The 15508-nt window shown below is 64.5% G+C and carries 22 protein-coding genes and 1 riboswitch; of the genes, 14 read left to right on the top strand and 8 right to left on the bottom strand.

All coding sequences use genetic code 11. The annotated features are described in order from the left end of the window. Positions 1 to 36: 36 nt before the first annotated feature. Positions 37 to 186 (top strand): hypothetical protein, encoded by a 150-nt coding sequence (locus BcanWU425_RS10580; RefSeq protein ID WP_204514108.1) that lies wholly within the window; start codon positions 37 to 39, stop codon positions 184 to 186. Between the two features lie 81 nt (positions 187 to 267). Here BcanWU425_RS10580 and BcanWU425_RS10575 read toward each other — a convergent pair whose 3' ends face one another. Further along, positions 268 to 483 carry a hypothetical protein gene (locus tag BcanWU425_RS10575; protein WP_018454159.1) on the bottom strand — a complete coding sequence of 72 codons (216 nt, stop codon included), beginning with the start codon at positions 481 to 483 and terminating at the stop codon, positions 268 to 270. Between the two features lie 235 nt (positions 484 to 718). Here BcanWU425_RS10575 and BcanWU425_RS10570 point away from each other — a divergent pair, with 235 nt between their 5' ends. The 7 genes from BcanWU425_RS10570 to BcanWU425_RS10540 all read left to right on the top strand — a co-directional run bounded on the left by BcanWU425_RS10570 (position 719) and on the right by BcanWU425_RS10540 (position 7545). Then, positions 719 to 1267, top strand: coding sequence for a lytic transglycosylase domain-containing protein (locus BcanWU425_RS10570; protein ID WP_166517604.1), 549 nt, complete (start codon positions 719 to 721; stop codon positions 1265 to 1267). Between the two features lie 52 nt (positions 1268 to 1319). After that, positions 1320 to 1448: riboswitch (TPP riboswitch) on the top strand. Further along, positions 1436 to 2461 carry an FAD-dependent oxidoreductase gene (locus BcanWU425_RS10565; protein ID WP_085349128.1) on the top strand — a complete coding sequence of 342 codons (1026 nt, stop codon included), beginning with the start codon at positions 1436 to 1438 and terminating at the stop codon, positions 2459 to 2461. Its footprint overlaps the riboswitch before it by 13 nt. Continuing rightward, positions 2452 to 2649, top strand: coding sequence for a sulfur carrier protein ThiS (gene thiS, locus BcanWU425_RS10560; protein WP_085349129.1), 198 nt, complete (start codon positions 2452 to 2454; stop codon positions 2647 to 2649). Before BcanWU425_RS10565 ends, thiS begins: the two co-directional genes overlap by 10 nt. Before the next feature lie 175 nt (positions 2650 to 2824). Continuing rightward, positions 2825 to 3607 carry a thiazole synthase gene (locus BcanWU425_RS10555; protein WP_204512100.1) on the top strand — a complete coding sequence of 261 codons (783 nt, stop codon included), beginning with the start codon at positions 2825 to 2827 and terminating at the stop codon, positions 3605 to 3607. Next, positions 3594 to 4202 carry a thiamine phosphate synthase gene (locus BcanWU425_RS10550; protein WP_204512101.1) on the top strand — a complete coding sequence of 203 codons (609 nt, stop codon included), beginning with the start codon at positions 3594 to 3596 and terminating at the stop codon, positions 4200 to 4202. Before BcanWU425_RS10555 ends, BcanWU425_RS10550 begins: the two co-directional genes overlap by 14 nt. Before the next feature lie 202 nt (positions 4203 to 4404). Further along, positions 4405 to 6303, top strand: coding sequence for a phosphomethylpyrimidine synthase ThiC (gene thiC / locus BcanWU425_RS10545; RefSeq protein WP_204512102.1), 1899 nt, complete (start codon positions 4405 to 4407; stop codon positions 6301 to 6303). 729 nt (positions 6304 to 7032) lie between these two features. Further along, entirely contained in the window at positions 7033 to 7545 is a 513-nt protein-coding gene (locus tag BcanWU425_RS10540) for a mismatch-specific DNA-glycosylase (RefSeq protein ID WP_204512103.1), read from the top strand. Positions 7546 to 7738: 193 nt separating this feature from the next. Here the strand turns inward: BcanWU425_RS10540 and BcanWU425_RS10535 are convergent, their stop codons facing one another. Then, the gene (locus tag BcanWU425_RS10535) at positions 7739 to 8176 is read right to left on the bottom strand and encodes a VOC family protein (protein WP_204512104.1); all 438 of its coding nucleotides are present in this window, start codon (positions 8174 to 8176) and stop codon (positions 7739 to 7741) included. A gap of 265 nt (positions 8177 to 8441) precedes the next feature. Between BcanWU425_RS10535 and BcanWU425_RS10530 the strand changes: the two genes are divergently transcribed. Further along, entirely contained in the window at positions 8442 to 9095 is a 654-nt protein-coding gene (locus BcanWU425_RS10530) for a glutathione S-transferase family protein (protein WP_204512105.1), read from the top strand. Here the strand turns inward: BcanWU425_RS10530 and BcanWU425_RS10525 are convergent. Both BcanWU425_RS10525 and BcanWU425_RS10520 read right to left on the bottom strand, forming a co-directional pair. Further along, the gene (locus tag BcanWU425_RS10525; protein ID WP_204512106.1) at positions 9092 to 9820 is read right to left on the bottom strand and encodes an SDR family oxidoreductase; all 729 of its coding nucleotides are present in this window, start codon (positions 9818 to 9820) and stop codon (positions 9092 to 9094) included. The genes BcanWU425_RS10530 and BcanWU425_RS10525 overlap by 4 nt on opposite strands. A 117-nt stretch (positions 9821 to 9937) precedes the next feature. Then, positions 9938 to 10372, bottom strand: a complete 435-nt coding sequence (locus BcanWU425_RS10520; protein ID WP_018454147.1) for a hypothetical protein — start codon at positions 10370 to 10372, stop codon at positions 9938 to 9940. 448 nt (positions 10373 to 10820) lie between these two features. Between BcanWU425_RS10520 and BcanWU425_RS10515 the strand changes: the two genes are divergently transcribed. After that, entirely contained in the window at positions 10821 to 11207 is a 387-nt protein-coding gene (locus BcanWU425_RS10515) for a RidA family protein (protein WP_085361452.1), read from the top strand. A gap of 151 nt (positions 11208 to 11358) precedes the next feature. Further along, positions 11359 to 11619, top strand: a complete 261-nt coding sequence (locus tag BcanWU425_RS10510; RefSeq protein ID WP_007613673.1) for a hypothetical protein — start codon at positions 11359 to 11361, stop codon at positions 11617 to 11619. Positions 11620 to 11848: 229 nt separating this feature from the next. Here BcanWU425_RS10510 and BcanWU425_RS10505 read toward each other — a convergent pair whose 3' ends face one another. Both BcanWU425_RS10505 and BcanWU425_RS10500 read right to left on the bottom strand, forming a co-directional pair. Then, positions 11849 to 12391, bottom strand: coding sequence for an REP-associated tyrosine transposase (locus BcanWU425_RS10505; RefSeq protein ID WP_204512107.1), 543 nt, complete (start codon positions 12389 to 12391; stop codon positions 11849 to 11851). 61 nt (positions 12392 to 12452) lie between these two features. Beyond that, positions 12453 to 12938: a J domain-containing protein gene (locus tag BcanWU425_RS10500; protein ID WP_204512108.1), complete on the bottom strand. Its 486-nt coding sequence runs from the start codon at positions 12936 to 12938 to the stop codon at positions 12453 to 12455. A 111-nt stretch (positions 12939 to 13049) separates the two neighbouring features. On the opposite strand from BcanWU425_RS10500, the gene BcanWU425_RS10495 reads away from it, so the two are divergent. The 3 genes from BcanWU425_RS10495 to BcanWU425_RS10485 all read left to right on the top strand — a co-directional run bounded on the left by BcanWU425_RS10495 (position 13050) and on the right by BcanWU425_RS10485 (position 14910). Next, positions 13050 to 13817 (top strand): SDR family NAD(P)-dependent oxidoreductase, encoded by a 768-nt coding sequence (locus BcanWU425_RS10495; RefSeq protein ID WP_085361455.1) that lies wholly within the window; start codon positions 13050 to 13052, stop codon positions 13815 to 13817. 217 nt (positions 13818 to 14034) lie between these two features. After that, on the top strand, positions 14035 to 14283 hold the full coding sequence (locus BcanWU425_RS10490; protein ID WP_018454141.1) for a helix-turn-helix domain-containing protein: 249 nt from the start codon (positions 14035 to 14037) through the stop codon (positions 14281 to 14283). 111 nt (positions 14284 to 14394) lie between these two features. Next, complete coding sequence (locus BcanWU425_RS10485) at positions 14395 to 14910, top strand: collagen-like protein (protein WP_085351859.1); 516 nt, start codon at positions 14395 to 14397, stop codon at positions 14908 to 14910. Positions 14911 to 14919: 9 nt separating this feature from the next. Here BcanWU425_RS10485 and BcanWU425_RS10480 read toward each other — a convergent pair whose 3' ends face one another. Together BcanWU425_RS10480 and BcanWU425_RS10475 are read right to left on the bottom strand one after the other, a co-directional pair. Further along, positions 14920 to 15135, bottom strand: coding sequence for a hypothetical protein (locus BcanWU425_RS10480; protein ID WP_027519699.1), 216 nt, complete (start codon positions 15133 to 15135; stop codon positions 14920 to 14922). 96 nt (positions 15136 to 15231) lie between these two features. After that, positions 15232 to 15498 (bottom strand): DUF2277 domain-containing protein, encoded by a 267-nt coding sequence (locus BcanWU425_RS10475; protein WP_018454139.1) that lies wholly within the window; start codon positions 15496 to 15498, stop codon positions 15232 to 15234. Between the last annotated feature and the right edge of the window lie 10 nt (positions 15499 to 15508).

Here is a 15508-nt window from a genome sequence, read left to right as displayed (position 1 = left end):
CCGCGTGCGATTGTTCCTAAGTCACTCAGGAACATTTTGCAGCGCACGATTCCCTTCGGCGATCACGCGGCGCGCGCGATCGCTATCGCCCACGGCGGTGAGCTGTCGCTGCACGACCGGGAGCCGCATGGGCTGATCGTGCGGATGCAATTGCCGGTACGGCAGCAGCCGCAGCTTGCGGCTTAAGCCATGATCCGGACCCGAAGGGCCGCGCCAGCGCAAGGTGTGCAGCGGTTTTCCGAAAAGATCATGCCCGAAGACTAAACCTCAGGCCGCAAGCGGCGGGTGCGCGACGGCTCCCTCATCAAAAATCGCAACCGCCTCGAAGCGATAATTGCAAGCACGGCATGTCCAAAGATAGGAGATGCGTCCGTCGCCCGCCTCGATCCAATCAGGTTGGGGGATCGGCGCGCCGCATTGCGCACAGGGATTTTGCCTGGGAATGTCGCCGATGTGTGCCTTCACCACGTTTGCTTTTGTCATGGCACCTCTCCCGATTTGCGCCGCTCTCTTACTCGCTTTCGGGCCCGCACGCGAATAGACAGGCCCGCTGTCGCGAATGACGGCTTCGTCTGCATGACAAGCCCTACGCCGGCCTTGCGTCCGAATGACGGCTCTGCGCTGCAAAAACGTAATCGGAGGCGTTTCGCCACATCATCGCCGCGTTCGCGGGGCCTAACGCGAGCGGGCGCAGGTGAGCGGTGCCGAGGAACATTTGATGAAAATTTTACATGTCGCCGCGCTGCTCGCGGCCGGACTGACGTTGCCACAGGCCGCATTCGCGGGCCAAGCGGAGTACGCCGAGATGGTCGCGGCCCATGCCCGCGCCAACGGCGTGCCGGAGGCGCTGGTGCATCGCGTCATCATGCGCGAAAGCCGCTATCAGCCCGGCCTGGTCGGCCATGGCGGCACCATCGGGCTGATGCAGATCAAGCTCGCGACCGCGCGCGGGGTCGGCTACACCGGCGACGCCGCCGGCCTGCGCGATCCCAATACCAACCTCACCTATGCCGTGAAATATCTCGCCGGCGCCTATCACGCCGCCAATGGCGATCACGCCCGCGCCGTGCGTTATTTCGCCGGCGGCTATTACTACGCCGCAAAGCGGCAGCGGCAGGAGGCCGTGCAGGTCGCCAATACGAGCGAGGCCAATATGGGCGCTCCTTGGCTCGAGCCGAACGGCAATCCGCAGCCGATGTTCGGCACGGTCCCGCACCGCAAGCTCGCCCAGCGCGTCCGCAACGCCCGGGCACAGGCGCCCAGGTAAGCCCGGTTCCCGCCAAACGCGTTGACCACCCAGTCCTGCTGGCATACATTAGAGCCGTTCCGAGGGGTGCTCCGAGGAGGAGCTGAGATACCGCTAAATGGGCAAATCCGCCCAGGACCGCGGTGACCCTTTGAACCTGATCCGGGTCATGCCGGCGAAGGGACAGGGATGTTGCAGACGACCAAGCGACCGGATTCCCCGGTATCCATCATCGGCGCAGGCATTGCGGGCGCCTGGCAGGCCTTGCTGTTCGCGCAGGCCGGCCACGCCGTCACCCTGCACGAGCGCGGTGACGCCGACATGACCGACGCCACCAGCCATTGGGCCGGCGGCATGCTCGCGCCCTATTGCGAGGCGGAGGTTTCCGAACCCATCATCAGCCGCCTCGGCCTGCGCTCGCTCGACATCTGGCGGCGCGAATTGCCCGACACGCCTTTCAACGGCTCGCTGGTCGTTGCCCACCCGCGCGAGCGCAACGACTTCGAGCGTTTTGCCCGGATGACCGAAGGCCATCGCCGGCTCGATGCCGCCGGCCTTGCCGAGCTCGAGCCGTCGCTCGAAGGCCGCTTCCGCGACGCGTTGTTCTTCCCGACCGAGGGTCATGTCGAGCCGCGCCGCGTGCTGCCGAAACTGCACGAGCGCATCCGCGCCGCCGGCGGCACCATCAAATTCGAAAGCGACGTCGCCGCGGCCGAACTCGCAAAACTTGATCCTAAAGGCATCGTGATCGACTGCCGCGGCCTTTCTGCGCGCGACGAGCAGCCCGGCTTGCGCGGCGTCAAGGGCGAGATGATCCTGATCGAAACCGCCGAGGTGCAGCTCGCGCGCCCGGTGCGGCTGATCCATCCGCGCTGGCCGCTCTATGTGATCCCGCGCGAGGACAATCTGTTCATGCTGGGCGCGACCTCGATCGAGGCCGAGGACACCGGCGTCAGCGTCCGCTCGGCGCTGGAGCTGTTGGGCGCGGCCTATGCCGTGCATCCCGCCTTCGGCGAGGCCCGCATCGTCGAATTCGGCTCCGGCCTGCGCCCCGCTTTTCCCGACAATCTGCCGCGCATCGGCATTCGCGGCAACACGATCAGCGTGAACGGCCTCTACCGTCACGGCTTCCTGATCGCCCCGGCGCTGGCCGAGCTGACGCTTGGCTTTGTCGAGCGCGGCCAGATCGACAATGAGGTGATGCAATGCGCGTGATCGTGAACGGCGAGCAGCGCGAGGTGAATTCGGCCAGCGTCGACGCGCTGCTCAGCGAGCTCGACTACGAGGGCACCCATTTCGCGATCGCGCTCAACTACGACGTCGTGCCGAAGAGCCGCTGGGCCGAGACGGCGCTGAAGCCCGGCGACGAGATCGAGATCATCACGCCGCGGCAGGGAGGGTGATGATGATGGCGCGCTCGCCGAACACTCAGCTGTCATCGCCCGGCTTGACCGGGCGATCCAGTACGCCGCGGCGTCTCGGTTCTAACCGCACCGCCTCTGGAATACTGGATCCCCGCCCCCCGTGCGCAATTTGCGCACTAGGCGGGGATGACAGTGTCATTTGGAGAGACACCCCATGGTGACCTTCTACGGCAAAACCTTCCCCTCCCGCCTCCTGATCGGCAGCGCGCTCTATCCCTCGCCTGCGATCATGCAGTCGGCGATCCGCGCCTCGGGCTCGAACATCGTCACGGTGTCGCTGCGGCGCGAATCCGCTGGTGGCAAGACCGGCGATGCGTTCTGGAATCTGATCCGCGAGCTCGACGTCACCGTGCTGCCGAACACCGCCGGCTGCCGCAGCGTGCGCGAGGCGGTGACGACGGCCAAGCTCGCGCGCGAACTATTCGGCACGAGCTGGATCAAGCTCGAAGTCATCGCCGACAACGACACGCTGCAGCCCGATGTCGTTGGACTGGTCGAAGCCGCCGCCATTTTGATCAAGGACGGCTTCGAAGTGTTCCCCTACTGCACCGAGGATCTCTCGGTCGCAAACCGCCTGGTCGATGCCGGCTGCAAGGTTGTGATGCCGTGGGCGGCGCCGATCGGCAGCGCGAAAGGCATCACCAACCGTGACGCGCTCAAGCTGATGCGCGAGCGGCTGCCTGATATCACCCTGGTGGTCGACGCCGGCATCGGTGCGCCCTCGCATGCGGCGCAGGCGCTCGAGCTCGGCTACGACGCCGTGCTGCTCAACACCGCCATCGCAAAAGCCGCCGATCCCGTCGCCATGGCCAACGCCTTCCGCCTCGGCGTCGAGGCCGGCCGCACCGCTTTTGAGGCCGGGCTGATGAACGCCCGCGATTTCGCCTCCCCTTCCACCCCTGTCGTTGGGACACCGTTCTGGCATGCCGTATCCTGATCGCTTTTATCCCGTCGTCGACAGCCTCGCCTGGGTCGAGCGCCTGACCAGGCTCGGCGTCGGCACCATCCAGCTGCGCGCAAAGGACCTCGACGACTCGCAATCGCTGCAGATGGTCACCGACGCGCTGGCGATCACCGCGGGCACGCAAGCCAAGCTCGTCGTCAACGACTATTGGCGCGCGGCGATCGTCGCCGGCGCAAAATATCTGCATCTCGGCCAGGAGGACCTTGCCGACGCCGACCTCGCTGCCATCCGCGAGGCCGGCTTGTCGCTCGGCGTCTCCACCCACGACGATGCGGAGCTGGACACCGCGCTCGCCGCCGAGCCCGATTATGTTGCGCTGGGCCCGATCTTCTTCACCACCTTGAAGTCGATGCGCTTCGAGCCGCAGGGCATTCCGAAGATCACGGAATGGAAGAAGCGCATCGGCAATATCCCGCTGGTCGCGATCGGCGGCATCAAGTTCGAGCACGCCGCGGAGATCTTTGCCGCGGGCGCGGATTCCATCGCCGTCGTCAGCGACGTCACCCAGAATGCCGACGCGGATGCGCGGGTGCGGCAATGGCTCGGCCTGTCCGCGGAGGCGGCGTGATGCGCCTCACTCTCTCACCCCGCACGCCACTGTCATCGCCCGGCTCGACCGGGCGATCCAGTACGCCGCGGCTTCTCGGCTTGAGCCGCACCGTCTCGGAGTACTGGATCCCCGCTCCCGTGCGCAATTGCGCACTAGGCGGGGATGACAGCCGAATTTGCCTCTCGCACAGCGACATCAACGAATTAAACCGGAGGATCCCATGAACATCCGCTCCAATCCCGACAAGACCGTCCCGGCCGTCACCACCGGCCCGCTGCCCTCGTCGCGAAAAATCTTCGCCTCGCCCGATGCCGCGCCCGACCTGCGCGTGCCCCTGCGCGAGATCATCCTGTCCGAAGGCGCCGGCGAGCCGAACCTGCCGGTGTACGACACCTCCGGCCCCTACACCGACCCGAGCGTGACCATCGACGTCAACGCCGGTCTCGCGCGCGGCCGCAAGGCCTGGGTGCTCGAGCGCGGCGGCGTCGAGGAATATCAGGGACGGCAGATCAAGCCGGAGGACAATGGCAGCGTCTCCACCGACAAGGCCGCGCGCGCCTTCTCGGCCTATCACCAGCCGCTCCGCGGCCTCGACGGCCACAAGATCACGCAGCTCGAGTTCGCCCGCGCCGGCATCATCACCAAGGAGATGATCTACGTCGCCGCGCGCGAAAACCTCGGCCGCAAACAGCAGCTCGAGCGTGCGGAAGCAGCCCTTGCCGACGGCGAAAGTTTCGGCGCGGAAGTCCCCGCGTTCATCACCCCGGAGTTCGTCCGCTCCGAGATCGCGCGCGGCCGCGCCATCATCCCCTGCAACATCAATCACAGCGAACTCGAGCCGATGATCATCGGCCGCAACTTCCTGACCAAGATCAACGCCAATATCGGCAACTCGGCGGTCACGTCATCGGTCGAGGAAGAGGTCGAGAAGATGGTATGGGCGATCCGCTGGGGCGCCGACACCGTGATGGACCTCTCCACGGGCCGCAACATCCACACCACCCGTGAATGGATCCTGCGCAACGCGCCGGTGCCGATCGGCACCGTTCCGATTTATCAGGCGCTGGAGAAGTGCGACGGCGATCCGGTCAAGCTGACCTGGGAGCTCTACAAGGACACGCTGATCGAGCAGTGCGAGCAGGGCGTCGACTATTTCACCATCCACGCCGGCGTGCGCCTGCAATACATCCACCTCACCGCCAACCGCGTCACCGGCATCGTCAGCCGCGGCGGCTCGATCATGGCGAAGTGGTGCCTGGCGCATCACAAGGAAAGCTTCCTCTACACCCATTTCGACGAGATCTGCGACCTCATGCGCAAGTATGACGTCTCGTTCTCGCTCGGCGACGGCCTGCGTCCGGGCTCGATCGCCGACGCCAACGACCGCGCGCAGTTCGCCGAGCTGGAGACGCTCGGAGAGCTCACGAAGATCGCGTGGGACAAGGGCTGCCAGGTCATGATCGAAGGCCCCGGCCACGTGCCGATGCACAAGATCAAGATCAACATGGACAAGCAGCTCAAGGAGTGCGGCGAAGCGCCGTTCTACACCCTCGGGCCCCTGACCACCGACATCGCGCCGGGCTACGACCACATCACCTCGGGCATCGGTGCCGCCATGATCGGCTGGTTCGGCTGCGCCATGCTCTGCTACGTCACGCCGAAGGAGCATCTCGGCCTGCCCGATCGCAACGACGTTAAGGTCGGCGTCATCACCTACAAGATCGCCGCCCACGCGAGCGACCTCGCCAAGGGCCACCCGGCAGCCCAGCTGCGCGACGACGCGCTGTCCCGCGCCCGTTTCGACTTCCGCTGGAGCGACCAGTTCAACCTCGGCCTCGACCCCGACACCGCGAAAAACTTCCACGACGAGACCCTGCCCAAGGAAGCCCACAAGGTCGCGCATTTCTGTTCGATGTGCGGCCCGAAGTTCTGCTCGATGAAGATCACCCAGGACGTGCGGGATTATGCGGCGACGCTGAACGACCCGAACGGCGTGGGCATGTCGATGAGCGGGACTGCCGAGGACGGCATGGCCAAGATGAGCGCGAAGTTCAAGGAGATGGGCGAGAACTTGTATCTGGATGCGGAGAAGGTGAAGGAGAGCAATCGGGTGTTGTGAGCGGGCCCGTGCGAACTTTGGGGGCGACGATCGTCGCCCCCAAAGTTGGAAACGCAATGCGAACGGCCCATGCGGTCTGAAATACTACCAGGACTACCACCGTACGGACCTCCGGCCATCTCTTTGACCGGACACGGTGAGCGCGAATTTCGGGAAGGTTTGGTTGTCCGCTTCTATCCCAAGGGTTCCGATCCATGGATCGGCAATTTCGTGGGAGGCATCTTCGATTACACCACTGTGCTCGATCATCCCAACGGAAGGGACGTGATCGTTGTCGCGTGTGGCGACACCTGCATTATCGATCCGGAAGAACCGTGCAGTTAGAGATCACATTGCAAGTGACACCGGACAAGTGATTGCGGTACCGGCTCTTGGACTGGTGGTTTTCCAAGGGTTGGTCGATTTTAGCGCGGTTCGGTCAGATGACCTGTGATGGATTAGTCCGCGGATTTCGTGCGATAGCTTCCGCAGTATCAATGTACACGAAACCAAACTTACCGGCGAAGCATGGTCTGCAATTGGAGACTCTTGGGTATCATTCAGCCTCGATCTTTTGACAGACCACTGCACCGACGGAGTTTATGAGTTAGATGCGGCTCGGGCGGTGCGTGTGACGCGCAAATCGGACTAGCGCGGGCAAGCGTAGCCCGGATGAGCGCAGCGACATCCGGGTCTTTGCCGCCCCGCATATCACTCCGTTCATGCGGGCTACAGCCGCGGATAATTGACGTGCCCGATACATCCCCTCACCGCCTCCCCGACCAGCTCCGTCCCAACCTCCGCCTCGTCTTCGTCGGCACTGCCGCCAGCACGCGCTCGGCCGAGCTCGGGCACTACTACGCCCATCCCGGCAACCGCTTTTGGCGCGCGATTCATGAGGCCGGGATCACGCCGCGGCGCTATCAGCCAGGCGAGTTTGCGGCGCTGCTGGAGCTCGGGATCGGCTTCACCGATCTCTCCAAGTCGGGCGCCGGGATGGATCATCAGATCGCGGCTGAGACAATCGACGTGCCGGGGTTCAGGGCCAAGATCGAGAAGTATCGACCGCGGACAATTGCGTTCACGAGCAAGAAGGCGGCGAGCTTGTTTTACGGCACGCCGTCGAGCGTGATTGCGCTGGGGCGGCAGCCACGCGATGAGAGTTTGCCGGAGATTTTCGTCCTGCCCTCGCCGTCGGGTGCTGCGTCAGGGCATTGGACGCTGGAGCCGTGGCGAAAGCTTGCGGCGTGGATCGCCGCGTAGCGTGAATTTGCGATAGCGCTCGCCCCCTCAGGCGTCGTCCCGGCGAAGGCCGGGACCCATAACCCACGGAGTGGTTTGGCGGAGACTCGAGGTCCGGTACAGCGACCATTCGTAATCGATGGATTCCGCGGTATGGGTTCCGGCCTTCGCCGGGACGACACCGCCGATTTAGGCAACGCATCCCGCGACAAGTTCACCCCGCATACGCCTTATCCAAATCCACAATCACGATCTTTCTCATCTGCATCATCGCCTGCATGACGCGGTTCGCCTTGCTGCGGTCGGGGTCGCCGAGGTAGCGGCCGAGCGCTGATGGGATCACCTGCCAGGACAGGCCGAACTTGTCCTTGAGCCAGCCGCAGCGGGACTCCTCGCCGCCGTCGGCGGTGAGCCTGTCCCAGAAATAATCGACTTCCGCCTGCGTCTCTACGCTGATGAAGAACGACACCGCTTCGTTGAACTTGTATTGCGGGCCCCCGTTGAGCGCGTTGAAGCGCTGGCCTTCGAGCTCGAACACCGCCATGAAGTCGCTGACGGTCTCAACCTTGGCGTTGGGGAACACCGATTTGTAGAAGGCGACGGCCTCCGGCACGTTGTTGTCGAACCAGAGAAACGGCGTGATGGAGGTCATTAACGTGTATCCTTTCGCCTCGGCTGGACGCGCCGCAGGGTGCCAGTGTTCCAAGGACGAGGCAGGGGGCAACGATCCGACAGTGGCCGCGGGATTTTCTTGTAGCCCGGATGAGCGACAGCGACATCCGGGGCCCGCAGCTGCCCCGCATATCGCTATCGCTCATGGGGCTACGGGGTCCACGAAAACCCATTAACCTGTCGGAATCCACTCATTCCATTCGTCCTCCGAACGCAAAACGCGATCAACCCCGGAGCCCCTCCCGATGCCCCCCACCATCACCGCCTTCGCAAACTCGCCCGACCGCGGCAAGGGACAGGCGCGCGACATGCGAGTGCGCTGGGCGCTTGAAGAGGTGGGGCAGCCTTACGATGTGCGTCTGGTTTCGTTCGAGGACATGAAGGCGCCCGCGCATCTCGCGCTACATCCGTTCGGGCAGATCCCGACCTATGAGGACGGCGACCTCGCCTTGTTCGAGTCCGGCGCGATCGTACTCCATCTCGCCGACCGCCATGCCGGGCTGCTGCCGATGGAGCCGCACGCCCGCGCCCGCGCGATCGCGTGGATGTTTGCCGCCCTGAGCACGCTGGAGCCGCCGATCGTCGAGCTCGGGATGGCCATGCTGTTCGAGCGCGACAAGAGCTGGTACGCGCCGCGGCTGCCGATGCTGCAGGATCGCGTCCGTGTCAGGCTCGGTGAATTGTCCCGCCAACTCGGCGATGCCAACTGGCTCGACGGTGCGTTCAGCGCCGGCGATCTCATGATGGTGACGGTGCTGCGCCGGTTGCACACATCGGGCCTGCTGAACGAATATCCAGATATCGCCGCCTATGTCGCCCGCGGCGAAGCGCGGCCGGCTTTCAGGCGGGCGTTCGATGCGCAATTGGCGGTGTTCACCGGGGCACGCTTGGCGCCCTAAAGATCGAAATTGGTCGGCAGCATCACCACGTCGCGGATGGTCATGCCGCGCGGCCGCGTCAGCATGAACATCACGACCTCAGCCACGTCGCCGGCCTCCAGCAGGCTTCCCGAGTCCCTGGCTTCCTTCAGCTTCTCCGGCGGCCAGTCCGCGAGCAAGGCGCTGACGACCGGACCGGGCGAAATCGAGCCGACGCGGATGCCGTGCTTGAAGACCTGGCGCCGCACCGTCTGGACGAAGCAGTTCACCGCCCATTTGGACGACGCATAGACCGGCTCCCATGGCGTGGGAAAATGCGCCGCCAGCGAGCTCGTGACGATGATGTCGCCGGTCCCGCGCGCGATCATGTGCGGCAGCACGTCGTGTACGTTCTTCATCACGACGTTGACATTCAGGTTCAGCATCCGGTCGATCGCCATGGTGTCGGCATCGACCAGATCGCCACCGACATACGTCCCGGCATTCGCATGCAGGATATCGAGCTGGCCAACCTGCTCCAGAACCCGCGGCAGCAGCGTTGCACAGTCTTTTGGGTCCAGCAGATCGATGAGCAGCGGGATCACCGCGTCGCCGTGCTTGTCGCGGAGCGCCTTCAGCGCGGCCTCATCGCGGTCGACCATCACCACGCGCGCGCCGGCGGCCAGCATCGCCTCGGTGCTGGCCAATCCGATGCCCGACGCAGCCCCGGTCACGGCCGCCACCTTGCCGTCCAACTCTCTCGCCATGGGATCCCCATCTTGCCGAGGTCACTGGGATCGTGAGTATAGCGACCCCGGCCGGAATAGTCGGGAAGAGATGGTGGGCGCGGCGCTTGCGCCCCATTTCCCCCTACGACATCGGCCTTACCGCAGCGTGATCGCAAGCCCGCTCAGATCCGCATTCGCCATCAGGCCGACCTGCGTGCCGGACAGCTCGAGCACGGCGCCCTTCTGGTTGGTCAGCACGATCGCACGCGCGCCGCGGCCCACTGCGATGCCCGCACCGGCGGCGCCATAGACGCCGGCGATGTCGGAGGGCCGGTTGATGTTGGAGACGCGGCCGCGCAGCACGGTCTTGGAGCCGCCGAAGACGAGGCCGTAGTCGAGCCCGCCGGTCGAGAGCGAATAGGCGCGGCCGCGGAAGTTCAGCACGCCCGAGCCGCCGGAGCCGCCGATGATCCAGCCCGCCTTGTAGATCGTCAGCACCACGGTGCCGCCGTCGGCCAGAGCCGAGGTCGAGAGGCCGGCAAGCGCGGCAATGCCGACCAGCGCGGCGCGGAGGGTGGATGCGAACTTCATGGGAGTCTCCGGGGGCTATTCTTCAAGGAGGGAAACGAATCGAACGAGCGGAATCTATCCGATGGATCGGGGCGGCAACATGATGGGATGGGCGTGAGTCGCGGTCTGTAGCAACACACTCAACTGTCATCGCCCGGTTCAACCGGGCGATCCAGTATTCCAGAGAGAGCGATAGTGAACCGAAAAGCCGCGGCGTACTGGATGCCCCGTCGAGCCGGGGCATGACGGCGGAGTTTGGCGCGACAAGACGCTCACCGCCATCATGCCATTCTGCCCCTGTTTTGCCCGACGGGGCAACGATTATTTTGTTTTTCCCGAAGTGAAAAAGAAAGCTCAACGATTCCTGCTGGATGCCTACTGTGCATGGGGTTGTTTTCGCGTTTTTTGTTGGAGGCGCCCCGAGCTGCCGCTACGCTTGCGCGTCCAGCCGTCCATCCGAGGTGATCCCATGCCGATCCAGCACTTCGCGCCCCCGCCGCACGTCAAGGCGCCGCCGCTGTCCTTTGCCACGCGCGCCGGCGATCTCCTGTTCGTCTCCGGCATTCCCGGCTTCGACGCGACCGGCGCGCTGCCCGACGGCTTCGATGCGCAGTTCGCCAACGTCGCCGTCAACATCAAGCGCGTGCTGGCGGAGGCCGGCGCCGAGATCCGCGATCTCGTCAAGGTCAACGTGCTGCTGACCCGCGCCTCCGACGTGGCCGCCATGAACGCGCTCTATGCCGGCGCCTTCGGCCCGCCGCCTTACCCTGCCCGCACCACCTGCGTGGTCCACGCACTGCCCGATCCGAAGATGCTGATCGAGATCGAGGCGGTGGCGTCGCTGGCCAAGAGTTAGACGTGTGATCGTCAGGCGATAGTCAAGGGATAAGGGTCGTCCGAACAGCCGACCAACGGCTGACATATCCGTGAACGGTCGCCGCCCCGCTTGCCAGCCACGCAGATTTGCCGCACCAGTTTTCTCTCACGTTCCCATCAGGAGATATTTCATGCGTCGCGTTCTCGCCCTTTGTGCCGTTGCCGGCATCGCCACCTCCGTGTTCGCCGTGCCGGCCTCTGCGGCAGTCGGCTATTACGTGATCCGCTGGGACAACACCGGCATTTGCCAGGTCTGGAACGAGGACCTCAAGTACAAGCCGTTCCAGTGGGGCGTGTCGACCTACAAGGTCGTCAGCAAGCCGCTCCCGACCTTCACGGCCGCCTCGGAGCTCCAGATCAAGCTGCGCGCGGAGCGCCGCTGCACGCTCTAGGCGTGAGGCGACAGACCGGATTTCAAAGGGCGGATCGCGCAAGCGGACCGCCCTTTTCTTTTGGACGGACCACCGGTTTTTCGGCCGACGTCACCCATTTTCCGCGCACACGCTTTGAACCTGGCCGGTTGGCGGACCCACTCACATCTTGTCCGGGGCGCACCAGCGTCCGACTCCAAGTCTGACGTCCGTAGCCCGGATGAGCGAAGCGATATCCGGGAATTCCCGGTCAGCCTCCCTGGGCTCGCTCACCGAAAGCAATCCCACTTTCGCCGGCATCGCCCGCCCAGTCTTCCGAGAGCAATCCCGCCCGCGCATATCGGTGAAAGGACGAATGCGGCCAATCACAAACGCGCTGGACGTAGCGATGCTTGACGGGGTTGAAGTGAATGTAATCCACGTGGCGGGCGAAATCATCTTCGTCGCGAACCGTGTGCTCCCAGTAGCGTCGTTGCCACAGAGCCAATTCTCCATTGGAGTGGCGGGCTACGTCGATACCCGCATGCAGTAGTGCGCTGCTGAAATGCCCCTTGATCCTTCGCCAACGTCCCGCGAAATCGGCGTCATGCGGCGGGAGGCTCATGACGACATGCAAATGGTCCGGAAGGATCACGATCGCATCGACCTCGAACGGGCGCTGCCTGCGAGCGGCCCGGAAGGCATCACGCAGGGCGCCAACGTTTTCAATCAAAATGGTCGATCTGCGGTCGAAGAGCGCTACAGTGAAAAAGTAGGTGCCGCCGGGAAGAAAATTTCTGCGATACAAAACCATGGGCTAGACCCGTCCCGGATGTCGCTTCGCTCATCCGGGCTACAGGATAGCACATGAGCCCTCACGCGTCCTTGTACGCGCCGGGATGGATCAGGAGGTCGCGCGCGGCGGCGAGGTCGATGAACGCTTCCGCGCTGCCGCCCTGGTCGGGGTGCATGCCCTTGGCGGCGCGGCGATACGCCTGATTGATGTCCTCGCAGGTGAGCTGCACCGCGAGCGGCAGGCCGAGCACCTTGCGGGCACGATCCTCGCTGGACAATTTTTTCGGCGCAGCATTGCGGCGCCCGAAGCGCGGCGCGCTCAGGTCGTGAACGACATCGAGCACCACGCCGAGACGGCGCCGTGCCGCCAGCGTGACGCTGTGATCGTCATTGCCTACGGCCTGGCGCAGCACAGGAAGCGCCTGCTCGGCGGCCTGACGCAGCATGGTATCGGTGCTCATCCGCGCGATCTCGGCCACCAGCCGGCCCGCCTCGGCCCAACCGGCGCCGTCCGCCGACCGCAGGCGTTCGAGTGCGAGTTTCCAGGATTCGAGCCGTTCCATCATGCGCGCAACGTTTAGCAATCAAGATCAGTATGCCAAGGGCGCCGTTTCCGACCCCTTAATTTCGAGTTAGCCTTTCATGAAACTTCGAAAAGAAATCGGGAGGAAATTGTCATGGCATTGCTCGCAAACCACATCGCGATCGTCACGGGCGCCGGTTCCGGCATCGGCCGGGCCATCGCGTCCGGCTACGCCCGCGAGGGCGCGCAAGTGGTGCTGCTCGACGTCAACGCCGACACGGTCGCGGAAGCCGCCGAGGGGATCCGCAAGTCCGGCGGCAAGGCCGAGAGCTTTGCACTCGACGTCACCAAACGCGACGACTGCTTCGCGCTCGCCAGGCAAGTCGCCGACAAGGTCGGGCAGGTCTCGATCCTCGTCAACAATGCCGGCATCACCCGCCGCAACGCCTTCACCGCCGATACGGAGACGGTGGCGAAGGATTGGAATGACATCATCTCGCTCAACCTCAACGGCGTCTTCAACATGACGCAGGCGTTCCTCGCGCCCTTGCGAGCAGCCAAGGGCCGCATCGTCAATATCGGATCGATCCAGTCCTTCGTGCATCTGCGCACGCCGAGCTCGGCGGCCTACACCACCTCGAAACACGGCGTGCTCGGCTTCACCAAGGCGCTCGCGGTCGAGCTCGGCAAGGAGGGCGTGCGCGTCAATGCAATCGGGCCGGGCTTCATCGAGACTAACATCAACGCCAATGTGCGTGCGACCAATCCGGCGCTGGTGCAGGCTTTCGTCGATCACACCCCGCTGGCGCGCACCGGCAAGCCCGAGGACATCGTGGGTCCCGCGATCTTCCTTGCGTCGGACATGTCGGCCTACGTCACGGGAACGATCGTGATGGTGGATGGCGGATACCGGACGGTGTGAGCGGGAGGGATGCCTGCTTTGCGGGGTATGCTCGCAGGAATATGCAATCCGTGCCAATCGCGGCGGCGCGGCGGCATTCCCAAGGTCAATTCGTGCGATCGCCCGCTGTTAACCTTTCGTTAACCAAACCCGCCCACCGTAGATCTACGGCTTGGGGGTCGTTTGTTCTCGATCCGCTTCCAAAGACGGAAGCGGGCGTTGATCGGGGAGTGTGTCGATGACCACTGTTCATGTCGCTGCGTCCGAACCGGGCGCGTATGTCCTTTCACCGAACCAGATCGTTCCGCTGCTGATCGGCGCGACCGTCGACGAGGTCGAGCGTGAGCTCGTGCTGCAGACGCTCGCCCGCTGCGACGGCAATCGCACGCGCGCCTCACGCGTGCTCGGCCTCTCGGTGCGCACGTTGCGCAACAAGATCAGGCTCTACGCCGCCTCCGGCATCGAGGTGCCGGCCTATCACGACTAGCGCGCGACGTGCCGCCGATTGGTGTTGATCATGCCCAGGCGCGAGCCCGACGGAATTGCTGCTGTCGTCAAACGCCGCTAATTACTTGCTTCCGGTCAAGGGAGCAGCGGCGTGGCAGACGAACAAAAACGGCAGGGACCTCAGGGACCGCGCGGACGGCAGGGCGAACCGGGGCGGCCGGGACCGCAGGGTCATCCAGGCAAGCGCGGGCCCGATGGCGCGCGTGGCAAGCCAGGTCCGCAGGGCAAGCCGGGCCCGATCGGAAAGCCTGGACCGCTGGGCAAGCCCGGTCCGCAAGGCAAGCAGGGCGAAGCCGGCCCGCGCGGGGCGGCCGGTGCACAGGGACCTGTCGGACCGCAGGGGCCGGCGGGGCCGCAGGGCCCGCGCGGCGAGGCCGGTCCGCCCGGCCAGTTGCCGTCGATCGAACAGGTGCTGCCGTGGCTCGATCAGCTGTTCGACGCCTGGGACGAACGCCGCCGCCAGCGCGAGCATGAGGCTGCCGAGCGCGAGGCGCTGGAAGCCGCGGTGCAGGAGACCGACGACGCGCCCCTCGATGACGAAGACGAGGACAGCGAAGGCGATCACAGGAAGAAGAAGAAAAAGAAGAAGCACGGCCACAAGGACTGACGGACGAATCTATTTCGTCCCATTCTCGCGTCGCGGCAGCATGCCCATGCGCTCGAATTGCCAGCGCATGGCGCGGTACCAGAGATAGCCGACCGCTGCGCCGCACAAGGCCAGGATCACGACGTTCGCGCTCGAGAACGAACCGCTCCACCACGTCATCCACGCGGTCCACAGCAACGTGAAAACGATGGCACCTGCTTTCAGCGGAAGAAGGGGGCGGGTCATGGTGGTGCTCCGGCGTGTCAAAAGCCCGGCGAACATCATCGCGCGCTGAGACCGTTGTCACCGTGAGGCAGGTCACGGAACGGACCTTCGAGCCGCCTAACCGAAGCGCAGCCGCGAGCGTTCCTTGGCCTTTTCCGCCTCGACCTCACGGTCGCGCGCCGGGGCATGGGTGTGCAGCGACGTCAGGAGTTTTCGCGCAGCCTCCGAGACCTCCGCCACCGCACGATCGAAGGCTGCCTCGTTGGCCTGCGACGGCTTGTTGAAGCCAGACAGTTTTCGAACGAACTGGAGCGCGCTGGCGTGGATCTCATCCTCGGTCGCCTCCGGCTCGAAGTTGAACAGCGTCTTGATGTTGCGGCACATGCAGTCTCTC

Origin of the sequence: Bradyrhizobium sp. WU425 (assembly GCF_021052305.1) — a bacterium.
Lineage (GTDB): Bacteria > Pseudomonadota > Alphaproteobacteria > Rhizobiales > Xanthobacteraceae > Bradyrhizobium > Bradyrhizobium canariense_D.
The sequence above is the reverse complement of the archived record's forward strand: the minus strand, read 5'-3'. Positions and strand labels throughout refer to the sequence as shown.